The organism is Isoptericola sp. F-RaC21, from assembly GCF_038593535.1.
In the GTDB taxonomy this organism is placed as follows: domain Bacteria; phylum Actinomycetota; class Actinomycetes; order Actinomycetales; family Cellulomonadaceae; genus Isoptericola.
The window spans coordinates 414,598-439,819 of the sequence record NZ_JBCFYX010000002.1; the positions used below are offsets into that span (position 1 = coordinate 414,598).

The following is a 25,222-nucleotide window of genomic DNA, read 5'->3' on the forward strand; positions in this document are numbered from 1 at the left end:
GTCCTCACCGTAACCCCGCGGGTGTGGAGGTCCGGCGCTCGCCCTCCCGCCGCGACGGTAGGCTCGGCTGCCGTGGATCCCCGTGCGCTGCCCGACCCCCAGCGAGAGCCCGGAGGGCACGAGCCCGCGTCCGGTGGGCACTCCGTCGGGGCCGCGGCCGAGGAGCCGGCGCGCGCCCTGCCCGGCCCCGAGCGCGCGATCGTCACCGTGCTCAGCGGCATCGTGCTCGCCGTCGTGCTCGGCGTGCTCGTCGGCGCCCGCGTCGGCACCGGCACCATCGCGCTCACGCTCGCCGTCGCCGGCACCTGGCGGGCCATGTCGTCCACCGGGCCGGTCGGGCTCGTCGTGCGCAGCCGGGGTTTCGACGTCTTCCTGTGCTGGGGCGGCGCCGTCGTCATCGGCGCGCTGGCCCTGACCGCCCCCGGCCTCGGCTGAACCTGTCGCCCGCACGCGGGCGAGCCGAGGCGACCGGGGACCGACACCGTCGGCGGGCCGTCGTAGCGTCTCCCGGATGACGAACACGGACCCGACCGAGCCGTGGCGGCTGTGGCTGGCCGACGGCGGCGCCCTCGTGGCCGAGCTGCACGTCGACCCCGCGCGCTCCGACTTCCCGTTCCTGTGCGCACGGGTGGAGCGCGGCCCTGCGTTCGGCCCAGTGGCGCAGCTGTTCGCGGACGAGGTGCGTCTCTCGGAGGCGGAGGACGAGGACGACGACTCGGACGGGGAGGACTGGGAGGCGGCGTACGCGGCGATCCGTGCGGCGACCCGCCTCACCTCCCCGGACGGGCGCACCGTCCCCGAGTACCTGCTCCACGTCGACGGCGACGAGGCGTGGTGGCGCTGGTCCGACGAGACGTTCGGCTGAGCCGCCGCCGGACGACGAAGGGCCGGCACCCCGCGGGGTGCCGGCCCTTCGTGCGTGGTGCGGGTCGTCAGGCGCGCGGGGCGTCGCCCTTGCCCTCGGGGCCGTCCTCGCGGGGCGCGGGCTCGTCGACGCCTGCGCGGTCCCACTCGCCCTCGTTCTCGTCGACCTCCGCCTGCGCCGGGAGGGCGCCGTCGTCGACGACGTCGTGCTGGCGGGGCTCGTCGCCCAGGTCGTCACCGGCCGCGGATCCGACCTCGACCCGGGAGAGCGAGGGGATCGGGGCGAACGCCCGGTAGAACAGCGCGGCGAGCGCGCCGCCCAGCAGCGGGGCGACGATGAACACCCAGAGCTGCCCCCACGTCCAGCCGCCGCCGAACACCGCCGAGGCGAACGACCGGGCCGGGTTGAGCGAGGCGTTGGTGACCGGCCAGGCGACGATCAGCATCGCGCCGAGCGTGAGGCCGATGACGACCGGGGCGAACGTGATCTTCGAGCGCTTGCTCGTCACGCCGAGGATGACGCCGACGAACACCGCCGTGACGATCACCTCGACGAGGATCGCGGCCCACATCGAGAACTCGGCAGGCGTGCCACCGCTCTGCGCGGCGGACGCGGTGAGGGCCGCGAGGGGCGAGTGCGCGCCGAAGCCGTTCGCGGTGCCCTGGAAGACCGCGGCCTTGTCCTCGGCCCCGGTGAGCGCCGGGAACGTGTCCGGGATGATCGAGAACATCACGGCCGCGGCCGCGGTGCCGCCCACGAGCTGGGCGAGCCAGTACGGCACGAGGTCGCGCCAGGAGGCCCGGCCCGCGAGCGTCAGGCCGAAGGTGACGGCCGGGTTGAAGTGGCCGCCGGAGACGCCGCCGACCGCGGCGATGGCGCCCATGACGAGGATGCCGCCGGCGAGCGCCACCGGGAGGATCTGGCTGTTGTTGACGGCGTTGAACGTCGCGGTGCCGACGATGCCGAGCACCAGCACGAACGTGCCGAAGGCCTCGGCGGCGAGCCGCGCGAACAGGCCGTACTCCGTGGGGGCGGCCGCCGTCTCGACGTCGACCGAAGCCGTACCGCTCTCGGCGGCGATGTCCTGGGACATGAGGGTCCTTCTCTGCTCGGGAGACGGGCGTCTCGGTGTGCCCCCCGCGGTGGGAGGGCCGGTCGTGCGTGACCGGCCCTGGGGCCGGCTGCGCGGGCATGCTTCCACCGTGGTCTGAACGGTTGCTGAGCGCGGGCCGACGGTGGCGCTTCTGGCACGTTACCGCGCGTCGTCCCAGGTCGCGCTCTGCCACGACGGTCGGCGTGCCGGCCGGGAGCTCGTCCGGGGTGGCGGTCGACCCCGGCGCCCGGCTGCGTCAGAGTAGGGGCATGACCACACCAGTGAACGTCACCGTCACCGGGGCGGCGGGCCAGATCGGGTACGCGCTGCTCTTCCGGATCGCGTCGGGCGCGATGCTCGGCCCCGACACCCCCGTGCGGCTCCGGCTGCTGGAGATCCCGCAGGCGGTGAAGGCCGCCGAGGGCACCGCGATGGAGCTGGACGACTGCGCGTTCCCGCTCCTGGACGGCATCGACATCCACGACGACCCGACGGCGGGCTTCGAGGGCACCAACGTCGCGCTGCTGGTGGGCGCCCGCCCGCGCGGCCCGGGCATGGAGCGCGCGGACCTGCTCGAGGCGAACGGCGGCATCTTCGGCCCGCAGGGCCGGGCCATCAACGCGGGCGCGGCCGACGACGTGCGCGTGCTCGTGGTGGGAAACCCCGCCAACACGAACGCCCTGATCGCGGCGTCGAACGCGCCCGACGTGCCGAAGGACCGGTTCACGGCCATGACGCGCCTCGACCACAACCGCGCGCTGTCGCAGCTGGCGAAGCGGGCGGACGTCCCCGTCTCCCAGGTGCGCCGCGTGACGATCTGGGGCAACCACTCCGCGAGCCAGTACCCGGACGTCTTCCGGGCCGACGTCGCGGGCACGCCGGGCTCCCGGTACGCGGAGGAGGACCGGCTCTGGCTCGCCGACGACTTCATCCCGACGGTCGCCAAGCGTGGCGCCGCGATCATCGACGCCCGCGGGGCGTCGTCGGCGGCGTCCGCGGCGAACGCGGCGATCGACCACGTCCACGACTGGGTGCTGGGTACGCCCGAGGGCGACTGGACCAGCGCGGGCCTGTGGTCGACCGGGCAGTACGGCGTGCCCGAGGGGCTGGTCTCGTCGTTCCCGGTGACGTCGTCCGGCGGGGCGTGGGAGGTCGTCGAGGGGCTCGAGATCGACGACTTCTCCCGCGAGCGGATCGCCGCCAGCGTGCAGGAGCTCACCGAGGAGCGGGAGGCCGTGCGCGCGCTCGGCCTGATCTGACGAAAAATCTGCGGCGGAGCGTCGGGGGCGCCGCATAGGCTTCTCGGGCCATGATCGACGCCCCTGCCGCCCGCGCGGACCAGACCACAGCCGCCGCGACCCTGCCGTCGACGGACCCGTCCCGCCGCCTCGACTGGCGGCGGCTGCGCGGGCCGGTCGCCGCCGTCGCGCTGGTCGCGCTCACCCTCGGCGCGGTCGGTGCCGCGCTGGGCACCGTCGTCGCCGGCCGCCTCGCGGAGGACCCGACGGGGGCGCTGCTGTCGCTGCTCGCGCTCTGCGTCGTCGGCGCCGCACTGTTCGACACGGCCGGACAGGTCGTGTGGGCGGGCGTCGTCGACCGCGCCGAGGGGCGGCTGCGCGGCGACCTGCTCACCGCGGCGCTGCACCAGCCGCTGGCCACGCTCACCGAGCAGGCCGTGGGCGAGGTGCTCGACCGGGTCGACGACGACACGCACGCGGTCGGCACGCTCGTGCGCCGCCAGCTCTGGGGCGCCGGCCGCACCGTGGTCGGCGTCGTGCCCATGTACGTGGTCGCGGGCCTCACCTGGTGGCCGGCCTGGGTGCTGTTCCCGCTGCTGGGTGCGCTCGCGGGCGTCCTCGTGCGGCCGATGCTCGGCGAGATCGCTCGCCGCAAGGTGATCGAGGAGGCCGCGTGGACCGACCACGCGGCGGCGTTCGAGGAGTCGGTCGCCGCCCGCGACGACCTGCGCACCAGCCTCGGCCAGCCCTTCGCCGTCCGCCGCCTGGCCCAGCGCTCCGCGGACGTGCACCGCAAGTTCCGCGACGTGGTGATCGTCGAGTCGAAGATGCTGCGCCGGGCCGGCCTGGTGCTCGCGTCCCTGCTGGCCGGCGTCGCCGTGGCCGGGGCCGCCCTGGCCTCCGGCGGCAACCTCGCGGTCCAGGAGCTCGTGACGCTGTTCCTCGTCACGGCGATGTTCGTGGGCCAGGTGGACAACCTCATCCACCACCTGCCGGACATCCAGGAAGGCCTCGGCGCGATCACGCGCATCAAGCAGATGCTCGGCGTCGAGCCCGAGCCGACGGGTGGCCGCGACCTGCCCGAGGGGCCGGTGGGGATCGAGCTTCGCGACCTGCACTTCTCCTACTCCGAGGGCACGTTCGCGCTGCAGGGCGTGAACCTGCACGTGCCCGCCGGCCAGACCGTCGCGCTCGTGGGCCGCACGGGCTCCGGGAAGTCGACGCTCGCGTCGCTGCTGTCGCGGGCCGTCGAGCCGGAGCCGGGCACGGTGCTGGTGGGCGGCGTCGACGTGTGCGACCTCGACCTGCAGAAGCTGCGCGCCGCCGTGGGCGTGGTCACGCAGCGCACCGAGATCCTTGCCGGCACCCTGGCGGAGAACATCGCGCTGTTCGCCGACGTGCCGCGCGAGGACGTCGAGGCCGCGGTGCGCGAGCTGCGCCTGGACGCGTGGGTGTCCGGCCTGCCCGACGGTCTCGACACGCTGCTCGGCCCGGGCGGCACGTCGCTGTCCGCAGGAGAGGAGCAGCTCGTCGCGTTCGCGCGCCTGCTCGTGCGCGACGTCCAGGTCGTCGTGCTCGACGAGGCGACCGCCCGGATGGACCCGCTCACCGAGGCGCGCGTGGTCGCGGCGTCCGAGCGCCTGCTCGCCGGCCGCACGGGCGTGCTCGTGGCGCACCGCCTCACCACGATCGAGCGCGCCGACCTGCTGGCCGCGCTCGACCACGGCCGCGTCGTGCAGCAGGGACCCCGGGCCCAGCTCGCCCGCGAGGACGGCCCCTACCGCGACCTGCTGCTGGCGAGCGACGCCGCGGACGCGCCGGTGGTGGAGCCTGTCGCGAGTGCTCGGGTGGTCGAGCCTGTCGCGAGTGCGCCGGCGGTTGAGCCTGTCGCGAGTGCGCCGGTGGTTGAGCCTGTCGAAACCCGGCACGTGGTGTCGACAGACTCCACCAGCGAGGCGGTCGGCGGGCGGCGGCGCCGCGGCGCGCCGCCGGAGCTGTCGGACCCGGGCGAGGGACCGAGCCTGGCGCGGGGCGTGCTGCACGCGCTGTTCGTGCGGCCCGCGTGGGGCGTGGTCGGTGCGGCGCTGTTCCTCGTGGCGAGCCTGGTGTCGGCGCAGGGCGCGCTCACCGGGTTCCTGTGGGGACAGGCCGTGGAGGATCTCGGCGACGGCTTCCCGACGGCGCTCATGGTGTCCTTCGTGGTGCTGCTCGTCGCCGCCCCGCTGGCCCTGGCCTGGGCCCTGTACGTCTACCCGCGCTGGTGGGTGGAGGTGCTGCTGCGGGTGCGGATGGCGGTCATGACCGGCCAGACCCGGCAGGAGCGGCTGCGGGCGACCCCGCCCGGCGAGGTCGTGGCGCGGGCCATGGACTCCGACCGCTTCGTCCGGTACGCGGACCGCTGGGTCGACTTCGTCAACGGCCTCGTGATCGCGGGCGTGACGGCGCTGCTCAGCGGGTCGTGGCTGGCGGGCGGCGTGCTCCTGGCCGTGATGGTGGTGTCGGCGGCCGCGTCGGCGATCGGCCGGCCGATCGCGGGCCGCTCGGCCACGCGCTCGTCCGCCGCCCGGGCGCGGTTCGGACGCGCCCTGGTCTCGGCGCTCGACTCCGCGCGCACGGTCAAGCTCGCCGCGCGCACGCCGCAGGTGCACGCGCACCTGCACGAGGTGGACGGCGGCCGCGTGCGCGCGGCGATCTTCGAGCACCGCGTGCAGGCCGCCCTCGACGGCGTGCCGATGATCATGGTGCAGCTCGGCGTCGTCGCGGCCTGGGCGGGCCTGCTCACCGGCACGTGGGGGCTGGCCACGGCGCTGCTGGTCGCGAACGCGGTGAACGGCTTCGGCTGGTTCGGCGTCGTCGCGGGGGCGGTCGTCACGGAGGCGCCCGGCACCCGGTCGTGGCAGCGGGCCACCGGCCGGTTCGCGGCCGGCGCGGACCTCATGGACCTCCCGGCGGGCGTCGACCTCCTCACGGGCGACGCGCCGCGGCCCGCCGAGGGGCGGCGCGAGGAGCTGGAGCGCCTGCGCCTGGAGGGCGTCACGGCGGTGCACGACGACGGCACCATCGGCGTGTCCGGCGTCGACCTGGAGGTGCGGCGCGGGGAGCTCGTGCTGCTGCTCGGCCAGGTGGGGTCGGGCAAGTCGAGCCTGCTGTCGGCGCTGAGCGGCCTCATGGAGCACACCGGCAGCATCCGCTGGAACGAGCGGGACGTCGCCGACCCGCAGGCCTTCCTGCGCCCGGGGCAGGTGGCGCACGTCGCTCAGGTGCCGCGCGTGCTGTCCGGCACGTTCAGCGAGAACGTGCGCCTCGACCACGAGCGCGACGTCGACGGCCCGGTCGCCGCGGCGCGCCTCGGGCAGGACGTCGAGGAGGCGGGCGGGGCGGACGCGCTGGTCGGGCATCGCGGCGTGCGGCTGTCGGGCGGCCAGGTGCAGCGGCTCGCGCTCGCCCGCGCCCTGGCGACGGACGCCGAGCTGCTGCTGGCCGACGACGTCTCCAGCGCGCTCGACGCCACCACGGAGATCGAGCTGTGGGCGTCGCTGCGCGAGCGCGGCACCACCGTGGTCGGCGCGACGTCGAAGCGGGCGGCCCTGTCGCGCGCCGACCGCGTCGTCGTCCTCGCCGACGGCGAGGTGGCGGAGGTCGGTCCGTGGCACGAGCTCGCGCCGCGCTGGGGGCACCTGGCCGGCTGAGGGCCGCACGACAGAGGGAACGGCGGGGCGCCCGAGGTGGGTGCCCCGCCGTTCCCGCGATCGTGCCCAGGGTGCTGGAGGGCCCGGAGCATCGACCGCTCCTACCAGCGAAAACTCTGCATCGATGTATCGCCCGGAGGTGTCCGCCGGCGATTGCCCCGGCGAAATGTGAGCGCTAACATCACGTCGCCGGCGGCGGCTGACAGCTGTCGCCCAGCACGACGAACGGTCCCGGTGTCGACGACGCGCCGGGCCTCGCGCGAGACGAAGGAGTGGCGTGGACGTGCACAGATCACAGAGCAGGACCATCAGAACAGGCAGACGCCGACGACAGGTCGCGCTCGCGACGGCGACCGCCGCCGCCGTCGGGGCGTCGCTGCTGGCGTCGACCTCCGCGGCGTCCGCCGACCCCGGGGACGCGGACCGGAGCGCGGCCCCGGCGTCGTCGATCACCGTCGACGGGGCCGGCGCGGGCCGGACCTACGACGGTGTCGGGGCGACGTCGGGCGGCGGTGCCACCACGCGGCTGCTGCTCGACTATCCGAAGCAGGAGCGCGACGAGGTCCTCGACTACCTCTTCACGCCCGGGTACGGGGCGTCGCTCCAGCTCCTCAAGGTCGAGATCGGCGGCGACACCAACACGACGGACGGCTCCGAGTCCAGCCACATGCACGAGCGCGGCGTCGTCGACTGCGACGCGGGCTACGAGTGGTGGCTGATGGAGGAGGCGACGAAGCGCAACCCCGACATCACGCTGGGCGGGCTGGCGTGGGGCGCTCCCGGGTGGCTGGACGAGTACTACTCGCAGGACACGATCGACTACTTCCTGAGCTGGCTCGGCTGTGCCGACCAGCACGGGCTGCACATCGACAACATGGGGCTGCGCAACGAGCGCGACTACGACATCCCCTGGGTCAAGAAGTTCCGCAAGGCCCTTGACGACGCCGGCTACGAGGACGTCCGGATCATCGGCGCCGACCAGGCCGCGGTGAAGGGCGAGTGGCAGATCGCCGCCGACATGGTGGCCGACCCGGAGCTGGCCGACGCGGTCGGGCTGCTCGGCAACCACTACTCGTTCGGCCCCAGCTCCGAGAAGGCACGGTCGTTGAACAAGCCGTTGTGGATCTCGGAGGGCGGGCCGTGGTCCGCGGAGTGGGGGTTCGGCGGCTCGGCCAAGTCGGTCCCGTCGCTCCTGAACCACGCGTACATCGAAGGGCGCATCACCGGGGTCAACTTCTGGAACCTCCTCACGTCGTACTACGAGGGCCTGAGCATCTCCGACGCCGGCCTCATGCGCGCGAACACGCCGTGGTCGGGCGCCTACCAGGTGCAGTCCGCGATCTGGGCGGTGGCGCAGACCACGCAGTTCGCGTCGCCGGGCTGGCGCTATCTCGACACGGCGTCTGGGTATCTCGCGGCGGACGACACGACGCAGGGCAGCTACGTGACCCGGCGCTCGCCCGACAGCGGCGACTGGAGCACCGTGATCGAGACGATCGGCGCCGCAGGCCCGCGACAGGTCTCGCTGTCGGTCACGGGAGGCCTGGACGCCGACGACCTGCACGTGTGGCGATCCAGCGCCGACGAGCAGCTCGCGCAGCAGCCGGACCTGGTGCCCGCCGCCGACGGCACGTACACCGTCACGGTTCCCGCGGACTCCGTGGTGACCGTGACGACGGCCGAGCGTCGAGGCCGGGGCGAGGCCGCCGGCCGGGCGGACTCCGCCTTCCCGTTCCCGTACCACGACGGTCTGTCGCGCGGTGGCCCGAGCGGTCAGACGCCGTACTTCTCCCAGATGGAGGGCGCGTACGAGGAGCGGCCGTGCGCGAAGCCGCGCAAGGGGACGTGCCTGACCCAGGTCTCGCCGGAGCCCGCCATCTCCTGGGCAGCCTGGAAGAAGCCCGCGGGCATCATCGGTGACCTCGACTGGGCCGACTATCAGGTGTCCGTCGACGCCTACGTGCCGGCGTCGGGCCAGGCCCAGGTGCTGGGTCGGGTGTCGAACGACGCGATGCAGCCGGTCCCGAACGGCTACGGGTTCACCGTGACGGCGGACGGCACGTGGTCGATCGGCCGCGGGGAGCCCGGCGGCCGCACCTGGGCCGAGCTGACGACCGGGTCCCTCGAGCGCGGCGGGCCGGGCTGGCACCGGCTCGGCCTCGCGTTCGACGGCGACGTGATCACGGCCTCGGTGGACGGCGCATCGGTCGGGTCGGTCACCGACAGCACCTGGGTGAGCGGGATGGCAGGGCTCTCCGGCGACTACTCCCCGACGCAGTTCGCGGATCTCGCGATCGAGCCGCTGGACGACGTCGTCGTGATCGACGACGCCGCGGCGGGCGTGCGGTACGACGGCGACTGGGCACGATGCACCGAGAAGCGGCATCGCTGCGGTGACTACACCCCCGCTCAGGTCCGCGCGGCATCGGCGGGCACGATCGCGGGCAGCGACCGCAGGGGCGACGTCGTGACCGTGAGGTTCGAGGGGACCCAGGGGACGCTGGTCGGTGCCAGGAGCCCGCACGGAGGCGACGCTCTGGTGTCGGTCGACGGCAACGCGCCCGAGCGGATCTCCTTCGGCCGGTCGGGCCCCGACTCGGTGGTCCGCTGGCGCACCCCGGTGCTGATCGACGGCGTGCACACGCTGCGCGTCGAGGTCGCGGGGTCGGGCTGGGTGGGGCTGGACGCCGTCGAGGCGGTCGCCGGGCGCGGACACGCGAGCTCGGTGGACGACCAGGAGACCGGGACCGGGCAGGGCCGCCTCGACTACCGGGGCGACGGGTGGACGAGCTGCCCGGGATGCATCAACCGCACCGGTCTCTACCACTCCTCGGTCACGTCGACGCAGGCAGCGGGCGACTCGGTCGACTTCCGCTTCACCGGGAGCGCCGTCGACCTGTACGGGCTGCGCGCGTCCAACCAGGGGACGGCGACCGTCCTGATCGACGGCCGCGAGGCGGGCACGGCCGACTTCTACGGCAAGCAGCGCGCCGGCAACCAGCTGATCTGGTCCAGCGGTGAGCTGGAGCCCGGGGAGCACACGGTCACGCTGAGGTCGACCGGGTCGGGGAGCGGCTCGGGGACGGAGATCAACGTCGACCGGTTCGTGGTCCGGCAGTAGCGCGCCGCTGGCCCGGCCCGTCGGCGAGTCGACGTGGCCGGGCCGGCATCGATGAGCTCGCCCCCGGGGACGGGCGGTGTCTCGAGACGCCGCTCGTCGCCGGGGCTCCGTTCGCCCGGGGGCGGACGCTGTGCCGCAGTGACGCCGGAGCCCTGTCTTTGGCGCCCGAAGCGAAGCGGCCGGCCTTGACCGGCGGCCAATCGTCGTCCGGTCGGTCCGTGCGCTGCGGTGATCAGGGCGAAGATCCTGACGATCTGGACCGTGAGCGCGGGATCTCGACGCTCGTCGCCCGGCGTCGTGACCGGATCGTTACGCCTTCGTGTCCACTGCCCTTTGACTTCGGAACTCGAACGCAGCAAGGTGTACCGCGGACCGGCTCGGCCGTCCGGGGACGAACCCGGCGTCCGGGCGCCGGCGGCGAAGGTCGCTGCCGGGGGACACTCGACGACGAGAAGGAGCGCGAGGATGCGACTCGCCAAGACGATGAGCGCGGTGGCCGCCGGTGCGGTGCTGACGCTGGGCCTCGCCGCGTGCGGCGGCTCCGGTGCCGGCGGTGGCGGCGGCGACGCGGGCGGTGCCGCCGGGAACGGTGACGACGACATCAAGGTCGGCGTCGCGATGCCGACGCAGACGTACGAGCGCTGGATCCAGGACGGCAACAACATCAAGAAGGGCCTGGAGAAGCTCGGCTACGAGGCGGACCTGCAGTTCGCCAACGACGACATCCCGACCCAGACGCAGCAGATCGACTCGATGATCACCGAGGGCGTCGACGTCCTCGTCATCGCCTCGATCGACGGCACCGCCCTCTCGAGCCAGCTCGAGGCGGCGGCCGCGGCGAACATCCCGGTCATCGCCTACGACCGGCTCATCCGCGACAGCAAGAACGTCGACTTCTACGTCACGTTCGACAACTACGAGGTGGGCGTCCAGCAGGGCACCGCGCTGCTGCGCGGCCTCGGGCTGGTCGACGAGAAGGGCGAGAAGACGGGCGAGAAGGGCCCGTTCAACATCGAGCTCTTCGCGGGGTCGCCCGACGACAACAACGCGACCTTCTTCTGGCAGGGCGCGATGGACACCCTCAAGCCGTTCCTCGACGACGGCACGCTGAAGGTCCCGTCGAAGCAGACGAAGTTCGACCAGGCCGCCACGCAGCGCTGGGAGCAGGAGACGGCGCAGAAGCGCATGGAGAACCTGCTCACCTCCACCTACAACGACGGCACCAAGCTGGACGGCGTGCTCGCCCCGGCCGACCCGCTGTCGCGCGGCATCATCACCGCCCTCAAGGGTGCCGGCATGGGCCCGACCCTGTCGGACGGCCTGCCGGTCGTCACCGGGCAGGACGCCGAGATCGCGTCGGTCAAGCTCATCCAGGACGACGTGCAGTCCTCGACGATCTTCAAGGACACCCGCAAGCTCGCCGACCAGGCGGTCAAGGCCGCGCAGGCCTTCGCCGAGGGCAAGGAGCCGGAGGCGAACGACACCAAGACGTACGACAACGGCGTCAAGGTGGTGCCGTCGTACCTGCTCGACTTCGACACCATCTTCAAGGACGACATCCAGTCAAAGCTCGTCGACACGGACTACTACACCGCGGACGAGATCAAGAAGGGTCAGACCGACTGACCTGATCCTCCGGGACGGGGCCGCCCCACGCGGGGCGGTCCCGTCCCGGGCCGCGCGTGCAGCTCGCGCGGCCCGCACCCACTCAGAAGGGACGAAGGGCGCATGAACGCTCCCCACGTCATTGCCCGGGCAGCCGAGGGGGCCGCGCGATGAGCACCATCCTCGAGATGCGGTCGATCATCAAGGAGTTCCCCGGCGTCAAGGCGCTCGACGGCGTCGACCTCGACGTCCGCCGGGGCGAGATCCACGCCATCTGCGGCGAGAACGGCGCCGGCAAGTCGACGCTGATGAAGGTGCTGTCGGGTGTCTACCCGCACGGCAGCTACGACGGCGAGATCGTCTACGACGGCGAGACCGCCACGTTCTCGTCGATCAACGACTCCGAGAAGCGCGGCATCGTCATCATCCACCAGGAGCTCGCCCTGGTGCCGTACCTGTCGGCCGCCGAGAACATCTTCCTGGGCAACGAGCAGCGGGGTCGCTCCGGGCTCATCGACTGGAACAAGGTCAACACCGAGGCCGCCAAGCTCATGGCGCGCGTCGGCCTCGACGAGAACCCCGTCACGCCGGTGAACCAGCTCGGCGTCGGCAAGCAGCAGCTCATCGAGATCGCCAAGGCGCTCTCGAAGGAGGTGCGCCTGCTCATCCTCGACGAGCCGACCGCCGCGCTGAACGACGACGACTCCGAGCACCTGCTGGACCTCCTGCGCCACCTCAAGGGCCAGGGGATCACCTCGATCATCATCTCCCACAAGCTCAACGAGATCGAGGAGATCGCCGACCGCACCACGATCATCCGCGACGGCCGCACGATCGAGACCCTCGACATGAGCGAGGCCGGCTCCACCCAGGACCGGATCATCCGCGGCATGGTGGGGCGCGACCTCGAGCACCGGTTCCCGGAGCGCTCGACCGTCGTCGGCGACGAGGTGCTGCGCGTGGAGGACTGGACGGTCTACCACCCCACGCAGATCGGGCGGAAGATCGTCGACGGCGCCTCGTTCAACGTCCGCGCGGGCGAGGTCGTCGGCATCGCCGGCCTCATGGGCGCCGGGCGCACCGAGCTGGCGATGAGCATCTTCGGCCGGTCGTACGGGCGCGCGATCTCGGGCCGCCTGTTCAAGGACGGCAAGGAGATCCAGGCGCGGACGGTCGCGGAGGCGATCGAGCACCACATCGCGTACGCCACCGAGGACCGCAAGGTCTACGGCCTCAACCTCATCGAGGACATCCGGCGCAACGTGTCGTCCGCGGGGCTGGGCAAGCTCGCCCCGCGCGGCTGGGTCAACGACAACGAGGAGATCCGGATCGCGGAGGAGTACCGCACCAACCTCAACATCAAGTCCCCGGACGTCCTGTCGATCGTCGGCCAGCTCTCCGGCGGCAACCAGCAGAAGGTCGTGCTGTCCAAGTGGCTGTACACCGACCCGGACGTCCTCATCCTCGACGAACCCACCCGCGGCATCGACGTCGGGGCCAAGTACGAGATCTACACGATCATCAACAAGATGGTCGCCGCCGGGAAGGCGGTCGTGGTGATCTCCTCCGAGCTGCCCGAGCTGCTCGGCACCTGCGACCGCATCTACACGCTGGCCTTCGGCCGCATCACGGGTGAGCTCCCCGTCGCCGACGCGACGCAGGAGCGGCTCATGGAGCTCATGACCCTCGAGCGCGACCAGCCCCTGCCCACGAAGGAAAACGCCTCATGAACGCCATCGCCTCGGCCCGGGACATGCTGACCCGGAACCTGCGGCAGAGCGGGATCCTGGTCGCGTTCGTCGTGATCGTCGCGATCTTCGCGCTGCTCAACCCGATGTTCCTGTCGCCGACGAACCTCACGAACATCGTCCTGCAGTACACGTACATCCTGATCCTGGCGATCGGGATGGTGATGATCATCGTCGCCGGACAGATCGACCTGTCCGTGGGATCGGTGGTCGCCCTCACGGGCGCGGTGTCCGCCGTCGTCGTCATCAAGCAGGGCCTGCCCTGGTGGATGGGCGTGCTCGCGGCCCTCGTCGTCGGCCTCCTGGTCGGCGCGTGGCAGGGCTTCTGGGTGGCCTACGTCGGGATCCCGGGCTTCATCGTCACCCTGGCGGGCATGCTGCTGTTCCGCGGCCTGACCTACGTGGTGCTGGACAACATCTCCCTGTCGCCGTTCGGCACGCCGTACTCCGACATCGCCAACGGCTTCCTCAACGGCCTGCTCGGCGGGTACGGCGTCGACGTCTTCACGCTGGTGATCTTCGCCATCGGCGTCGTCGGCTACGCGGTGGCGCAGTGGCGCGGCCGGCAGAGCAAGATCGCGTACCACCAGACCGTCGAGTCGATGCCGCTGTTCGTCACCAAGCTCGTGGTGATCGCCGCCGTCGTCATGTGGTTCGCCTACCAGCTGGGCAGCTACCGCGGCCTGCCGGTGGTGCTCATCATCCTCGCGGTGCTGACCATCGTGTACACCCTCGTCACGCAGAAGTCGGTGTTCGGCCGGCACGTGTACGCCGTCGGCGGCAACAAGCACGCCGCCGAGCTGTCGGGTGTCAAGGTCAAGAAGGTCAACTTCTGGATCTTCGTCAACATGGGCCTGCTCGCCGCGGTGGCGGGCGTCGTGTACTCGTCCCGCATGAACGCCGCCCAGCCGGCCGCGGGCAACATGTTCGAGCTCGACGCCATCGCGGCCTGCTTCATCGGCGGCGCCTCGACCTCGGGCGGCGTCGGCCGCGTGGGCGGGGCGATCATCGGTGGTCTCATCATGGCGGTCATCTCGAACGGCATGCAGCTCATGGGCGTCTCGACGTCCGTGCAGCCCATCGTCAAGGGTCTCGTGCTGCTGCTGGCCGTGGCCTTCGACATCTACAACCGGCGCCGCGCGGCCGCGCTGCGCTGAGCGGCCACGCACTGCAGGCGCTCGCGGTCACGACGACGCGCGGGACGGCGGACCCCCGCCGCCCCGCGCGTCGTCGCACCATAGACTCCCCGGCGTGAGAGGACGGCTGCCGATGGTGGGATCCCAGTCCTCGTTGCGCGAGGCGAACCGGGCCCGCGTCGTCGACGCCGTGAAGCGGCACGGCGGCCTCACGCAGGTGGAGCTGTCGGGCGCCACGGGGCTGTCCCCGGCGACGGTGTCCACCATCGTCAAGGAGCTCGTCGCCGCGGAGCTCGTCGAGGTGCGCAACACCGTCCGCTCGGGCCGGCGCGCGCAGCTCGTCACGCTGGCGCACCGGGTGGGGCTCGTCGCCGGGGTGCTGGTCGGCACCCGGCAGCTCACCGTGGCGATCGCGGACGTGTCGCACGAGGTGCTCGCCGAGCAGGTGCTGCCGCTGCCGGCGGAGCACCGCGCGGACACCAGCCTCGACCGGGCGGCACTGCTCGTGGTCGACCTGCTGGAGCGCGTCGGCTCCGAGCTCGACGAGGTGCTCGGCATCGGGCTCGGCCTGCCGGCGCCCGTCGACGCGTCGAGCGGCCAGGTCACCGTCCGGGGCATCCTGCGCGGCTGGGACGGCGTGCCGGTGGCGCAGGTGCTGTCCAAGCGGCTGGCCCGGCCGGTGTTCGTGGACAACGACGCCAACCTGGGCGCGCTCGCCGAGAGCACCGTGGGCGCGGCCCGCGAGGTGCACGACGCGCTGTACGTGCGCGCGGGCCACGGCGTGGGCGCCGGGATCGTGCTGGCCGGGCGCGTGCACCGCGGGGTCGCGGGCACGGCCGGCGAGATCGGGCACGTGCAGGTGGACCCGGGCGGCAACATCTGCTCGTGCGGCAGCCGCGGCTGCCTGGACACCGTCGTGGGGGACCGGGCGCTGCTCGAGCCGCTGCGCAGCAGCCACGGCCACCTCACCCTGGCCGACGTGGTGCGGCTCGCGGGCGAGGACGACCCGGGCTGCCGGGAGATCGTGGCCGACGCGGGCGCGGTGGTCGGCGGGGTGGTGGCCGGGCTGGCCACCTCGCTCAACCCCGAGCTGGTCGTGGTGGGCGGGGCGCTGTCCACGACGGGCGAGGTCTTCCTCGGGCCGTTGCGCGAGGCGCTGCGACGGCGCACCCTCCTGCAGCAGGTCGTGCCGCTGGAGGTGGTGCCGGCCGCGCTGGGCACGCGCGCCGAGCTGGAGGGCGCCCTCGCGCTCGCGCTGCAGCACACCGACCTGCTGGAGCAGCAGGCCGACGCCGGCCCGCCCGGGGCCGTGGTCGTGGGACAGATCGGGACGGGGAAGGGGAACCGGTGAGGGCTCGCACGCCGCTGCTCGCGCTGCGGCAGGTCAGCAGGTACTTCGGCGCCGTCGAGGCCCTGGTCGACGTCGACCTGGAGGTGCACGCGCACGAGGTGGTCGCGCTCGTGGGCGACAACGGCGCGGGCAAGTCGACGCTCGCGCAGATCGTGGCCGGCGTGCTGACGCCGAGCTCGGGGCAGGTGGAGATCGACGGGGAGCCGGTGTCCATCTCCTCGCCGTCGGCGGCGAACCAGCTCGGCGTCGCGAGCGTCTTCCAGGACCTCGCCGTGTGCGAGAACCTCGACGTCACCGCGAACGTCTTCCTGGGGCAGGAGCTGCGGGGCCGGGGCGGGCTGCTGCGCGACGGCGCGATGGAGACCGAGACGCGGGAGCTGCTGGAGCACCTCACCGTGCGCATCCCGTCGGTGCGCACCCCGCTGCGGCACCTGTCCGCGGGGCAGCGGCAGGCGGTCGCGATCGCGCGCACCCTCATCGGCCAGCCGCGCATCGTGGTGCTCGACGAGCCGACGGCAGCGCTGTCGGTGGCGCAGACCGCCGAGGTGCTGACGCACATCCAGCGGCTGCGCGAGCTGGGGCTCGGCGTCGTGCTCATCAGCCACAACCTCAACGACGTGCGGGCCGTCTCGGACCGCATCGAGGTGCTGCGGCACGGCCGCAACAACGGCTCGTACCCGGCCACGGCCACGCACGAGGAGATCCTCGCCGCGATCACCGGCGCCGCCTGAGCACCCGGGGAGACGCCCCGAAGGTCACGAGCACGACACGGCTTGAGTTCGTTTGTTGACCTCAAGAATCGGCAGGTCTAGCGTCGCCGGTGCGTTGCTCACCGGGCCGTCGCCGCCGACGACCCGTCGCTCGAAGGAGAGTCGATGGCCGAGAACCATGCCGTGCTCGAGATGCGGTCGATCACGAAGGAGTTCCCGGGCGTCCGCGCGCTGGACGACGTCTCCCTCGAGGTCCGGGCCGGCGAGATCCACGCGATCTGCGGCGAGAACGGCGCGGGCAAGTCGACGCTCATGAAGGTCCTGTCCGGCGTGTACCCGCACGGTTCGTACACCGGCGACATCCGCTTCCAGGGCGAGGTCGTCGAGTTCAAGGACATCCGCTCCAGCGAGCAGGCGGGGATCGTCATCATCCACCAGGAGCTCGCGCTGATCCCCGAGCTCTCCGTCACGGAGAACATCTTCCTCGGCAACGAGGTCCGGGCCCGGGTCGGGATCGACTGGGGGACGGCGCGGCAGCGGGCCACCGAGCTCCTCGCGCGCGTGGGCCTGCGGGCCTCGCCGGACACGCTGGTGAAGAACCTCGGCGTCGGCCAGCAGCAGCTCGTCGAGATCGCGCGGGCCCTCGCCAAGGAGGTGCGCCTCCTCATCCTGGACGAGCCGACGGCGGCGCTCAACGAGGACGACTCGGAGCACCTGCTCGACCTCCTGCGCGGCCTGCGCGCCAAGGGCCTGACCTGCATCATGATCTCCCACAAGCTCAACGAGATCGAGGAGATCGCGGACTCGATCACGATCATCCGCGACGGCCGGACGGTCGAGACGCTCGACGTGCGCGCGGGCGGCATCGACGAGGACCGGATCATCCGCGGCATGGTGGGCCGCTCCCTGGCGTCGCGGTTCCCGGACCACACCCCCCGGGTCGGGGAGACGTTCTTCGAGGTCGACGGCTGGACGGTGGAGCACCCGGACGTCCCGGGGCGCCTGGTGTGCAAGCAGTCCACGTTCCACGTGCGCCGCGGCGAGATCGTCGGCTTCGCCGGGATCATGGGCGCCGGGCGCACCGAGCTCGCCCGGTCGATCTTCGGCCGCAGCTACGGCCGCTACCTGTCGGGCACGATCCGGATGGACGGCAAGGAGATCGTCGTCGCCGACGTGCTCGCCGCCATCCGGCACCGCATCGCCTACGTCTCCGAGGACCGCAAGGCGCTCGGGCTCAACCTGCTCGACACGATCCAGCAGACGATCGTCTCGGCGAACCTGCCGCGCGTCTCCAGCGGCCCGGTGATCGACCACGACCGCGCCTACCTCGCCGCCGAGGAGTACCGGAGGTCGCTCGCCATCAAGTCGCCCAGCGTGCGCGACGGCGTGGCCACCCTGTCCGGCGGCAACCAGCAGAAGGCGCTGCTGGCGAAGTGGATGTTCACGGAGCCGGAGCTCCTCGTCCTCGACGAGCCCACCCGCGGCATCGACGTCGGCGCCAAGTACGAGATCTACGGCCTCGTGCAGCGCCTGGCCGACCAGGGCAAGGGGGTGGTCGTCATCTCCTCGGAGCTGCCCGAGCTCATCGGGCTGTGCGACCGCATCTACACCGTGTTCGAGGGCCGGGTGACCGGCGTCGTCGACCGGGCGGACGCCACCCAGGAGGAGCTCATGCGCCTGATGACCGGCGCGCCCGCCCCCGCGCGCTGACACGCGGCGTCACACCCGTCGACGTCACACCCCATCCAGGAACGAAGGACGAGGATGTCTTCACTCAAGCAGCTGTTCGGCGGGGGGATCCGCCAGTACGGGATGGTGATCGCGCTCCTCGCGCTCATCGCCTTCTTCCAGTGGCGGACGGGCGGTCTGGTGCTCACGCCGTCCAACGCGCAGAACATCATCATCGGCAACAGCTACATCCTCATCCTCGCGATCGGGATGGTGCTGGTGATCATCGCGGGGCACATCGACCTGTCCGTCGGCTCGGTCGCCGCGGTGACGGGCATCATCGTGGCCATCGCCCTGCGGGACTGGGGCATCCCCTGGTGGGCGGGCATCCTGCTCGGCCTGGCCGTCGGGGCGGTGATCGGCGCGTGGCAGGGGTTCTGGGTGGCGTACGTCGGCATCCCGGGCTTCATCACGACGCTCGCCGGCATGATGCTGTTCCGCGGCCTGAACCAGCGCATCGGCCACTCCTCCACGGTGCCCGTCCCCGAGGAGCTGCAGCGGATCGGCGCGGGCTACCTGTGGGAGTGGGGGCCGAACACCGGGCTGAACAACTCCACGCTGCTGCTGGGCGCGCTCGCCGTCGTCGCGGTGGTCTGGTCCGAGCTGCGGCGCCGCGCCCGGGCCACGCGCCTCGGCCTGGAGCAGCCGCCGCTGTGGGTCGTCGTGGTGCGCGTCGTCGTCGTGGCCGCCGTGATCGCCTACGTCACGTTCCTGTTCGGCAGCGGCCGGTACGGCACGTCCTTCCCGATCGCGGGCCTCGTGCTGGTGGCGCTCGTCATCCTGTACAACTTCGTCGCGTCGCGGACGATCGGCGGCCGGCACGTGTACGCCGTCGGCGGCAACCGGGCCGCCGCCGCCCTTTCCGGGATCAACATCCGGCACGTGAACTTCTTCGTGATGATGAACATGTCGATCCTGGCCGCGGTCGCGGGGATGGTGTTCGTGGGCCGCGCGACGGCGTCGGGGCCGTCCGACGGCAACATGTGGGAGCTCGACGCCATCGCCGCGGTCTTCATCGGCGGGGCGGCCGTGTCGGGCGGCGTGGGCACCGTCGTCGGGTCGGTCATCGGCGGCCTGGTGATGGCGGTGCTGAACAACGGCCTGCAGCTCATGGGCGTGGGCTCGGACACGACGCAGATCATCAAGGGGCTCGTCCTGCTGGTCGCCGTGGCCTTCGACGTGCACAGCAAGGTGACCGGACGGCCGTCGATCATCGGCCTGGTCTTCCCGTGGCTGGGCAGGAAGAACCGCGGGGCGACGCCCGGCTCCGACGAGACGGGGCCGGAGGTCCCCGTCGCCGACGGCGCGAGCTCGCGCGGCTGACCCCGCCGACGCGGCCGACGTCGCCAGGCGCCGGCGCACGATCCACGAACTGGCACCCGACGAAGGGTGTCGCGAAGAGAAAGTGGGACCCCATGAAGACGAAGTTCGCGACGGGGCTCGTGGCCCTGGCTGCGGCGGGCGCCCTCGCGCTGACGGGCTGCTCGTCCTCGGACCGGGGCGGTCCCGGCGCCGAGGAGTCGGGCGGCGCCTCGGCGGCCGCCGGGTTCGAGGACGGCGCCAAGATCGGCGTGGCCCTGCCGCAGAAGACGTCGGAGAACTGGGTGCTCGCCGAGAACCTGTTCAACGACGGGCTCAAGGAAGCGGGCTACGACCCGATCGTCCAGTTCGCCAACGGCGGCGTCTCGGAGCAGCAGAACCAGATCCAGGCGATGATCGAGCAGGGCGTCAAGGTGCTCGTGGTGGGCGCCATCGACGGTTCGCAGCTCGGCTCGCAGCTCGAGGCGGCGAAGGCCCAGGGGATCCCGGTCATCGCCTACGACCGGCTGCTCGAGAACACCGACGCGGTCGACGTGTACGAGGCGTTCGACAACTTCCACGTCGGCGAGCTGCAGGGGCAGTCGCTGCTCGAGGGCCTGGCCGACCGCAAGGGCGAGGCGCCGTACAACATCGAGCTCATCGCCGGCTCGCCCGACGACGCGAACTCGAAGCCGTTCTTCGACGGCGCGATGAGCGTGCTCCAGCCGAAGATCGACGACGGCACCCTCGTGGTGAAGTCGGGCCAGACCAGCCAGCAGCAGGCGGCGACGCAGGGCTGGGAGGCGGAGAACGCCCAGAACCGCATGGACACGATCCTGTCGGGCAGCTACAAGGACGCGGACCTCGACGGCGTGCTGTCGCCGAACGACACGCTGGCGCGCGCCGCGCTGACGTCGGCCAAGCAGGCCGGCAAGGACGTGCCCGTCCTCACGGGGCAGGACTCCGAGGTCGAGTCCGTGAAGTCGATCATGAACGGGGTGCAGTACTCCACGATCTACAAGGACACGCGCAAGCTGGTCCAGGCGACGATCGACGCCGTCGACGCCTACAAGGCGGGCGACGAGCCCGAGGTGAACGACACCGAGTCGTACGACAACGGCGTCAAGGTGGTGCCGGCCAACCTGCTCGAGCCGGTCATCGTCACCAAGGAGAACGCGGCCGACGTGTACGCGGGCGACCCGAACCTGGAGGACCTGACGAAGTGACGGCCTGACGCCGCCGGCACGCCCGGCCCGCGGGGATCCGAACCCCGCGGGCCGGGCGTCGTCGTCAGGACGTCGCGGACCCGCCGTCACCGGGCTCGCCGCCGTTGAGGACGTCGAGCACGGCGTGGTACGCGGCCTTCTTCTGACCGTTGCCGTCGAACAGGAGCGGCGTGCCGCTGGCGCGCCACGAGTCGGTGTCCCGCACGCCCCACACGGTGATGCCGGTGCACCGCTCCACCGCCAGGCACGCCTGCGTCACGCCGGAGAACTGCTCGGCCTGCGAGCCTCCCGAGCCCTCGATGTCCAGCTCGGTGATCTGCACGTCCACGCCCAGGTCGGCGAAGCGCTGCAGCGTCTCGTGGTAGTTGTTCGGCACCGGGTTGCCGCTGTTGAAGTGGGCCTGGAAGCCGACGCAGTCGATCGGCACCCCACGGGACCTGAAGTCCTTCACCATGGCGTAGACGGCCTGGGTCTTGGGGTTGGTCCAGCTGTCGGTGTTGTAGTCGTTGTAGCAGAGCTTGGCGTCCGGGTCGGCGGCGCGGGCGGCCTCGAACGCCGCCTCGATCCAGTCGTTCCCGGTGCGCTGCAGGTTGGAGTCGCGACGACTGCCGTCGCCGTTGTCGGAGAACGCCTCGTTCACCACGTCCCAGGCGTAGACCTTGCCCCGGTAGTGGGTGGCCACCTGGGTGACGTGGTTCAGCATCGCCTGGCGCAGCGCCGAACCCTCCATGGACTGCATCCAGCCGGGCTGCTGCGAGTGCCACGCCAGCGCGTGGCCGCGCACCTGCTTGCCGTGGCCGGTGGCCCAGTCGACGATCCGGTCGCCGGCGGAGTAGTCGAACACCCCCTGCTGCGGCTCGGTGGCGTCCATCTTCATCTCGTTCTCGGCGGTGATCATGCCGAACTCGCGGTCGGCGATCGTCGTGTACTGCGTGTCGTTCAGCTTGCCCTGCGCGAGCGCGGTGCCGAAGTAGCGGCCCTGGTCCGCGGCGGCCTCGTGCAGGGTGCTCCCGGCGGCCTGGGCGCTCAGGGCGGTCGCGGCGAGCAGGCCGAGACCGGCCACCGTCGCTCCCATCGTCACGCGCCATCTCCTCGTCGTGCGGTTCATCGATCCCATCCTTCGTTCTCGAGCCTGCTCATCCTTGAGTGGTGCTCGGCCACGAGGCCTCGTCATCGAGCGGTCGGGGTCGCCGACGTCCCGAGGCTAGGTAGAAAACGATTTCGAATCAACCCGAGCGGGTGAATTTCTCTCGAGGGCGGGGTCGTCTGTGCGCGGCCCGACGGGCGGTCGTCAGCGCGCTGGGCGGTCGTTCCGACCGAAGTGGTCGTGCGGGTCGATGTGCGCGAGGACCTTGCCGAGCGCGCCGGTCAGCGTGCGGAGCTCGTCCGGGCCGAGGTCGTCGAAGACGTTCTCCAGCACGGTGCGCGCGTGGCCGGGGGCGCTCGCGACGACCTTGCGCCAGCCGTCCTCGGTGAGGTGGGCGATGGTCGCGCGGCGGTCGTCGGGGGCGGTGCAGCGCTCGACGTAGCCGCGCCCCTCGAGCCGGCGTGCCACGTGCGAGAGGCGGGGGAGGGTCGCGCTGGTGAGGCGTGCGAGCTCGGTCATGCGCAGGGCACGGTCGGGGGCCTCGGAGAGCATCGCGAGCACCATGTACTCGAAGTGCGTGAGGTCGGCGTCGCGGCGCAGCTGCTGGTCGAGGGCGGAGGGCAGCAGCTCGATCACCGCCTGCAGCCGCAGCCAGGTGCGCATCTGCTCGGCGTCGAGCCAGCGCGGCTCCTCGGCAGCCCGCCGTGCGCCCCCTGTCGCGTCCCGCGTCGTCGTCACGTGGTCCCTCCCGGATCGGTCCCCTCGAATGAAGGTTGACGCTACAACTATAGCGGTCTATGTTGGTTGTAGCGTCAACCAAACGGGTCGACGACGGATCCTCAGGAGGAACCATGGCCACCATCAGCATCCTCGGCACCGGGAACATGGGCACCGCGATCGCCGGGCTCGCGCTCGCCGGCGGCAACGACGTGCAGGTCGTCGCCCGCGACGTCGCCAAGGCCGCGGCGGTCGACGCCGCCGTCACCGCCACCGCGTTCGGCGAGCCGCTCACGGGGGAGATCGTCGTCCTGGCCCTGCCGTACCCGGCGCTGGACGACGTCGTCGCGACCTACGGCGACCAGCTCGCCGGCCGCACCGTCGTCGACCTCACCAACCCGCTCGACTTCGCCACCTTCGACGCGCTCGTCGTGCCCGCGGACTCCTCGGCGGCGGCCGGGCTGGCGGAGAAGCTCCCCGGCGCGACCGTGCTCAAGGCGTTCAACACGAACTTCGCCGCGACCCTCGCGAGCGGCACCGTCGGCGACGTGCCCACCACCGTCCTCGTGGCCGGCGACGACACCGACGCCAAGGCCGCCTTCGCCGCCGCGTTCGCGGGCTCTGCCGTCCGCGTGGTCGACGCCGGATCCCTCAAGCGAGCCCGCGAGCTCGAGGCCCTCGGATTCCTGCAGCTGACCCTCGCCGCCGGGGAGAAGACCCAGTGGACCACCGGGTTCGCGCTGCTCTGAGCCTCGTCCACCCCCAGCACCAGGAGCCGATCATGACCCGCCACCCCGACCTCCTCGCCGCCGACACCGCGATGGGCGCCGTCACCCTGCACGTGGGCGACCTCGGCGCGATGAGCGCCTACTACCGCGAGGCGATCGCCCTCGAGGAGATCCCGGCGCTAGGTGCGCCGGACCGGGTGGTGCTGGGGCGCGGCGGCGTGCCCGTCGTCGCGCTCCAGCACACGCCGGGCCTGCCGGCGACCTCGCGGAACCAGGCCGGGCTGTTCCACACGGCCGTCCTGTTCGACACCGAGGAGGCGCTCGCCGCCGCCGTCGCGCACGCCGCGCAGCACCCGCTGTCGAGGTTCGCGGGGAACTCGGACCACTGGGTGTCGCGGGCGTTCTACTTCACGGACCCCGAGGACAACGGCATCGAGCTCTACTGGGACCGGCCGCGTGAGGCCTGGCAGCACGACGGCGGCGGCCGCGTGGCGATGGGCTCCGACTGGTTCGACCCGCAGGAGTTCCTGCGGCGGCACCTCACCGAGGACGCCCTGGCCGGCGCCACCGGTCAGGCCGCCCAGGTGGGGCACGTCCACCTGCAGGTGGGCGACATCCCCACGGCGCAGCGGTTCTACGTCGACACCCTCGGCTTCGAGATCATGGCGACGTACCACGGCGCCCTGTTCGTCGCGGCGGGCGGGTACCACCACCACATGGCGATGAACACCTGGAACAGCGCCGGCGCCGGGCCGCGGGCCGCCACGCTCGGCCTCGGCCAGGTGGCCCTCACGGTGCCGACGCGCGACGAGGTCGGCGCGCTCGCCGACCGGCTGCGGCACGCCGGCGTCGCGGTGCGCGACGACGACCGGACCCTGCGCTTCGACGACCCGTGGAACACGCTCGTCGAGGTGTCGGTCGCCTGACCCGGCCAACCGCCTGTTCGGCAGTGGGCGGGGCGGCGGCGGTCAGCGGAAGACGACCGTGCGGTGGCCGTCGAGCAGCACGCGGTGCTCGGCGTGCCACCGCACGGCGCGCGCGAGGGTGCGGCGCTCGACGTCCTCGCCGATCGCGACCAGGTCGGTCACGGCGCGCGAGTGGTCCACGCGCTCGACGTCCTGCTCGATGATCGGGCCCTCGTCGAGGTCGCCCGTCACGTAGTGCGACGTCGCGCCGATGAGCTTGACGCCGCGGTCGTGCGCCTGGGCGTACGGGCGGGCGCCCTTGAAGCTCGGCAGGAACGAGTGGTGGATGTTGATGACCTTGCCCTGCAGGTCGCGGCACAGCTCGTCCGACAGGATCTGCATGTACCGCGCGAGCACGACCAGCTCGACGTCGAGCTCGCCCACCAGCTTGCGAAGGCGGTCCTCGGCCTGCGCCTTCGTGTCCTTCGTGACCGGCACGTGGTGGAACGGCTTGCCGTAGAACGCGGCCATGTCCGCGAGGTCCGGGTGGTTGCCCACGACGCCGACGACGTCGACCGGCATGCCCTGGTACCGCTCGCGGTACAGCAGGTCCGCCAGGCAGTGCGGCGCCTTGCTGACCAGCACCAGCGTGCGCAGGCGGCGGCCGACGACGTCGAGCTGCCAGGTCATGCCGAAGTGCTCCGTGACCGGGGCGAGCGCGGCGGTCAGCGCCTCGCGCCCCGCCTCCTCCTCGACCTCCAGCTCGACCTGCACGCGCATGAAGAACAGCCCCGACGCCGGGTCCCCGAACTGCTGCGACTCGGTGATGTTGCCGCCGTGCTCGGCCAGCACGCCCGCCACGGCGTGCACGATCCCGGGGCGGTCGGGGCAGGAGAGGTTCAGCACCCATTCGGTCGTCACCCGGCCATTGTCGCCGACGGCGCTCGGCGCGCGACGACATGTCCGTCGTCCGTCT

The 25,222-nt window shown here is 72.1% G+C and carries 19 protein-coding genes; 15 read left to right on the plus strand and 4 right to left on the minus strand.

What is annotated here, in order from left to right; all coding sequences use genetic code 11:
- Window positions 1-72: 72 nt before the first annotated feature.
- Window positions 73-435, plus strand: coding sequence for a DUF3017 domain-containing protein (locus AAG589_RS07345; RefSeq protein WP_430566591.1), 363 nt, complete (start codon window positions 73-75; stop codon window positions 433-435).
- 76 nt (window positions 436-511) lie between these two features.
- The gene (locus AAG589_RS07350; protein ID WP_430566592.1) at window positions 512-865 is read left to right on the plus strand and encodes a hypothetical protein; all 354 of its coding nucleotides are present in this window, start codon (window positions 512-514) and stop codon (window positions 863-865) included.
- A 67-nt stretch (window positions 866-932) separates the two neighbouring features.
- On the opposite strand, the gene AAG589_RS07355 is transcribed toward AAG589_RS07350, so the two are convergent.
- Window positions 933-1,958: an MIP/aquaporin family protein gene (locus tag AAG589_RS07355; protein WP_430566593.1), complete on the minus strand. Its 1,026-nt coding sequence runs from the start codon at window positions 1,956-1,958 to the stop codon at window positions 933-935.
- Between the two features lie 269 nt (window positions 1,959-2,227).
- Here AAG589_RS07355 and AAG589_RS07360 point away from each other — a divergent pair, with 269 nt between their 5' ends.
- The 11 genes from AAG589_RS07360 to AAG589_RS07410 all read left to right on the plus strand — a co-directional run bounded on the left by AAG589_RS07360 (window position 2,228) and on the right by AAG589_RS07410 (window position 20,809).
- Window positions 2,228-3,217, plus strand: coding sequence for a malate dehydrogenase (locus AAG589_RS07360; RefSeq protein ID WP_430566594.1), 990 nt, complete (start codon window positions 2,228-2,230; stop codon window positions 3,215-3,217).
- Window positions 3,218-3,267: 50 nt separating this feature from the next.
- Window positions 3,268-6,885, plus strand: coding sequence for an ABC transporter ATP-binding protein (locus tag AAG589_RS07365; protein ID WP_430566595.1), 3,618 nt, complete (start codon window positions 3,268-3,270; stop codon window positions 6,883-6,885).
- 283 nt (window positions 6,886-7,168) lie between these two features.
- Window positions 7,169-10,006: a hypothetical protein gene (locus AAG589_RS07370; protein WP_430566596.1), complete on the plus strand. Its 2,838-nt coding sequence runs from the start codon at window positions 7,169-7,171 to the stop codon at window positions 10,004-10,006.
- Window positions 10,007-10,471: 465 nt separating this feature from the next.
- Entirely contained in the window at window positions 10,472-11,632 is a 1,161-nt protein-coding gene (chvE, locus tag AAG589_RS07375) for a multiple monosaccharide ABC transporter substrate-binding protein (RefSeq protein ID WP_430566597.1), read from the plus strand.
- A gap of 149 nt (window positions 11,633-11,781) precedes the next feature.
- Window positions 11,782-13,341 (plus strand): multiple monosaccharide ABC transporter ATP-binding protein, encoded by a 1,560-nt coding sequence (mmsA, locus tag AAG589_RS07380; RefSeq protein ID WP_430566598.1) that lies wholly within the window; start codon window positions 11,782-11,784, stop codon window positions 13,339-13,341.
- Window positions 13,338-14,516: a multiple monosaccharide ABC transporter permease gene (gene mmsB / locus AAG589_RS07385; protein ID WP_430566599.1), complete on the plus strand. Its 1,179-nt coding sequence runs from the start codon at window positions 13,338-13,340 to the stop codon at window positions 14,514-14,516. Before mmsA (AAG589_RS07380) ends, mmsB (AAG589_RS07385) begins: the two co-directional genes overlap by 4 nt.
- Window positions 14,517-14,628: 112 nt before the next feature.
- On the plus strand, window positions 14,629-15,846 hold the full coding sequence (locus AAG589_RS07390) for an ROK family transcriptional regulator (protein WP_430567163.1): 1,218 nt from the start codon (window positions 14,629-14,631) through the stop codon (window positions 15,844-15,846).
- Window positions 15,843-16,577 carry an ATP-binding cassette domain-containing protein gene (locus AAG589_RS07395; RefSeq protein WP_430566600.1) on the plus strand — a complete coding sequence of 245 codons (735 nt, stop codon included), beginning with the start codon at window positions 15,843-15,845 and terminating at the stop codon, window positions 16,575-16,577. The genes AAG589_RS07390 and AAG589_RS07395 overlap by 4 nt, the downstream gene beginning before the upstream one ends.
- A 144-nt stretch (window positions 16,578-16,721) precedes the next feature.
- A complete protein-coding gene (gene mmsA / locus AAG589_RS07400) occupies window positions 16,722-18,266 on the plus strand; it encodes a multiple monosaccharide ABC transporter ATP-binding protein (RefSeq protein WP_430566601.1) in 1,545 nt (514 codons plus the stop codon).
- Window positions 18,267-18,320: 54 nt separating this feature from the next.
- The gene (gene mmsB, locus AAG589_RS07405; RefSeq protein ID WP_430566602.1) at window positions 18,321-19,607 is read left to right on the plus strand and encodes a multiple monosaccharide ABC transporter permease; all 1,287 of its coding nucleotides are present in this window, start codon (window positions 18,321-18,323) and stop codon (window positions 19,605-19,607) included.
- Window positions 19,608-19,699: 92 nt separating this feature from the next.
- Entirely contained in the window at window positions 19,700-20,809 is a 1,110-nt protein-coding gene (locus tag AAG589_RS07410) for a sugar-binding protein (protein ID WP_430566603.1), read from the plus strand.
- Between the two features lie 64 nt (window positions 20,810-20,873).
- Here the strand turns inward: AAG589_RS07410 and AAG589_RS07415 are convergent, their stop codons facing one another.
- Window positions 20,874-21,917 carry an endo-1,4-beta-xylanase gene (locus tag AAG589_RS07415; protein WP_430566604.1) on the minus strand — a complete coding sequence of 348 codons (1,044 nt, stop codon included), beginning with the start codon at window positions 21,915-21,917 and terminating at the stop codon, window positions 20,874-20,876.
- A 183-nt stretch (window positions 21,918-22,100) separates the two neighbouring features.
- Window positions 22,101-22,634 carry a MarR family winged helix-turn-helix transcriptional regulator gene (locus tag AAG589_RS07420; RefSeq protein ID WP_430566605.1) on the minus strand — a complete coding sequence of 178 codons (534 nt, stop codon included), beginning with the start codon at window positions 22,632-22,634 and terminating at the stop codon, window positions 22,101-22,103.
- 113 nt (window positions 22,635-22,747) lie between these two features.
- On the opposite strand from AAG589_RS07420, the gene AAG589_RS07425 reads away from it, so the two are divergent.
- Both AAG589_RS07425 and AAG589_RS07430 read left to right on the plus strand, forming a co-directional pair.
- The gene (locus tag AAG589_RS07425; RefSeq protein WP_430566606.1) at window positions 22,748-23,362 is read left to right on the plus strand and encodes an NADPH-dependent F420 reductase; all 615 of its coding nucleotides are present in this window, start codon (window positions 22,748-22,750) and stop codon (window positions 23,360-23,362) included.
- Between the two features lie 32 nt (window positions 23,363-23,394).
- A complete protein-coding gene (locus tag AAG589_RS07430; protein ID WP_430566607.1) occupies window positions 23,395-24,267 on the plus strand; it encodes a VOC family protein in 873 nt (290 codons plus the stop codon).
- Window positions 24,268-24,309: 42 nt separating this feature from the next.
- On the opposite strand, the gene purU is transcribed toward AAG589_RS07430, so the two are convergent.
- Entirely contained in the window at window positions 24,310-25,167 is an 858-nt protein-coding gene (gene purU / locus AAG589_RS07435; protein ID WP_430566608.1) for a formyltetrahydrofolate deformylase, read from the minus strand.
- Window positions 25,168-25,222: the final 55 nt, after the last annotated feature.

Coding starts and splice junctions, on each gene's coding strand:
- AAG589_RS07350 (WP_430566592.1), top strand. CDS start 512: ATGACGAACACGGACCCGACCGAGCCGTGGCGGCTGTGGCTGGCCGAC.
- AAG589_RS07355 (WP_430566593.1), bottom strand. CDS start 1,958: ATGTCCCAGGACATCGCCGCCGAGAGCGGTACGGCTTCGGTCGACGTC.
- AAG589_RS07360 (WP_430566594.1), top strand. CDS start 2,228: ATGACCACACCAGTGAACGTCACCGTCACCGGGGCGGCGGGCCAGATC.
- AAG589_RS07365 (WP_430566595.1), top strand. CDS start 3,268: ATGATCGACGCCCCTGCCGCCCGCGCGGACCAGACCACAGCCGCCGCG.
- chvE (WP_430566597.1), top strand. CDS start 10,472: ATGCGACTCGCCAAGACGATGAGCGCGGTGGCCGCCGGTGCGGTGCTG.
- mmsA (WP_430566598.1), top strand. CDS start 11,782: ATGAGCACCATCCTCGAGATGCGGTCGATCATCAAGGAGTTCCCCGGC.
- mmsB (WP_430566599.1), top strand. CDS start 13,338: ATGAACGCCATCGCCTCGGCCCGGGACATGCTGACCCGGAACCTGCGG.
- AAG589_RS07390 (WP_430567163.1), top strand. CDS start 14,629: ATGGTGGGATCCCAGTCCTCGTTGCGCGAGGCGAACCGGGCCCGCGTC.
- mmsA (WP_430566601.1), top strand. CDS start 16,722: ATGGCCGAGAACCATGCCGTGCTCGAGATGCGGTCGATCACGAAGGAG.
- mmsB (WP_430566602.1), top strand. CDS start 18,321: ATGTCTTCACTCAAGCAGCTGTTCGGCGGGGGGATCCGCCAGTACGGG.
- AAG589_RS07410 (WP_430566603.1), top strand. CDS start 19,700: ATGAAGACGAAGTTCGCGACGGGGCTCGTGGCCCTGGCTGCGGCGGGC.
- AAG589_RS07415 (WP_430566604.1), bottom strand. CDS start 21,917: ATGAACCGCACGACGAGGAGATGGCGCGTGACGATGGGAGCGACGGTG.
- AAG589_RS07425 (WP_430566606.1), top strand. CDS start 22,748: ATGGCCACCATCAGCATCCTCGGCACCGGGAACATGGGCACCGCGATC.
- AAG589_RS07430 (WP_430566607.1), top strand. CDS start 23,395: ATGACCCGCCACCCCGACCTCCTCGCCGCCGACACCGCGATGGGCGCC.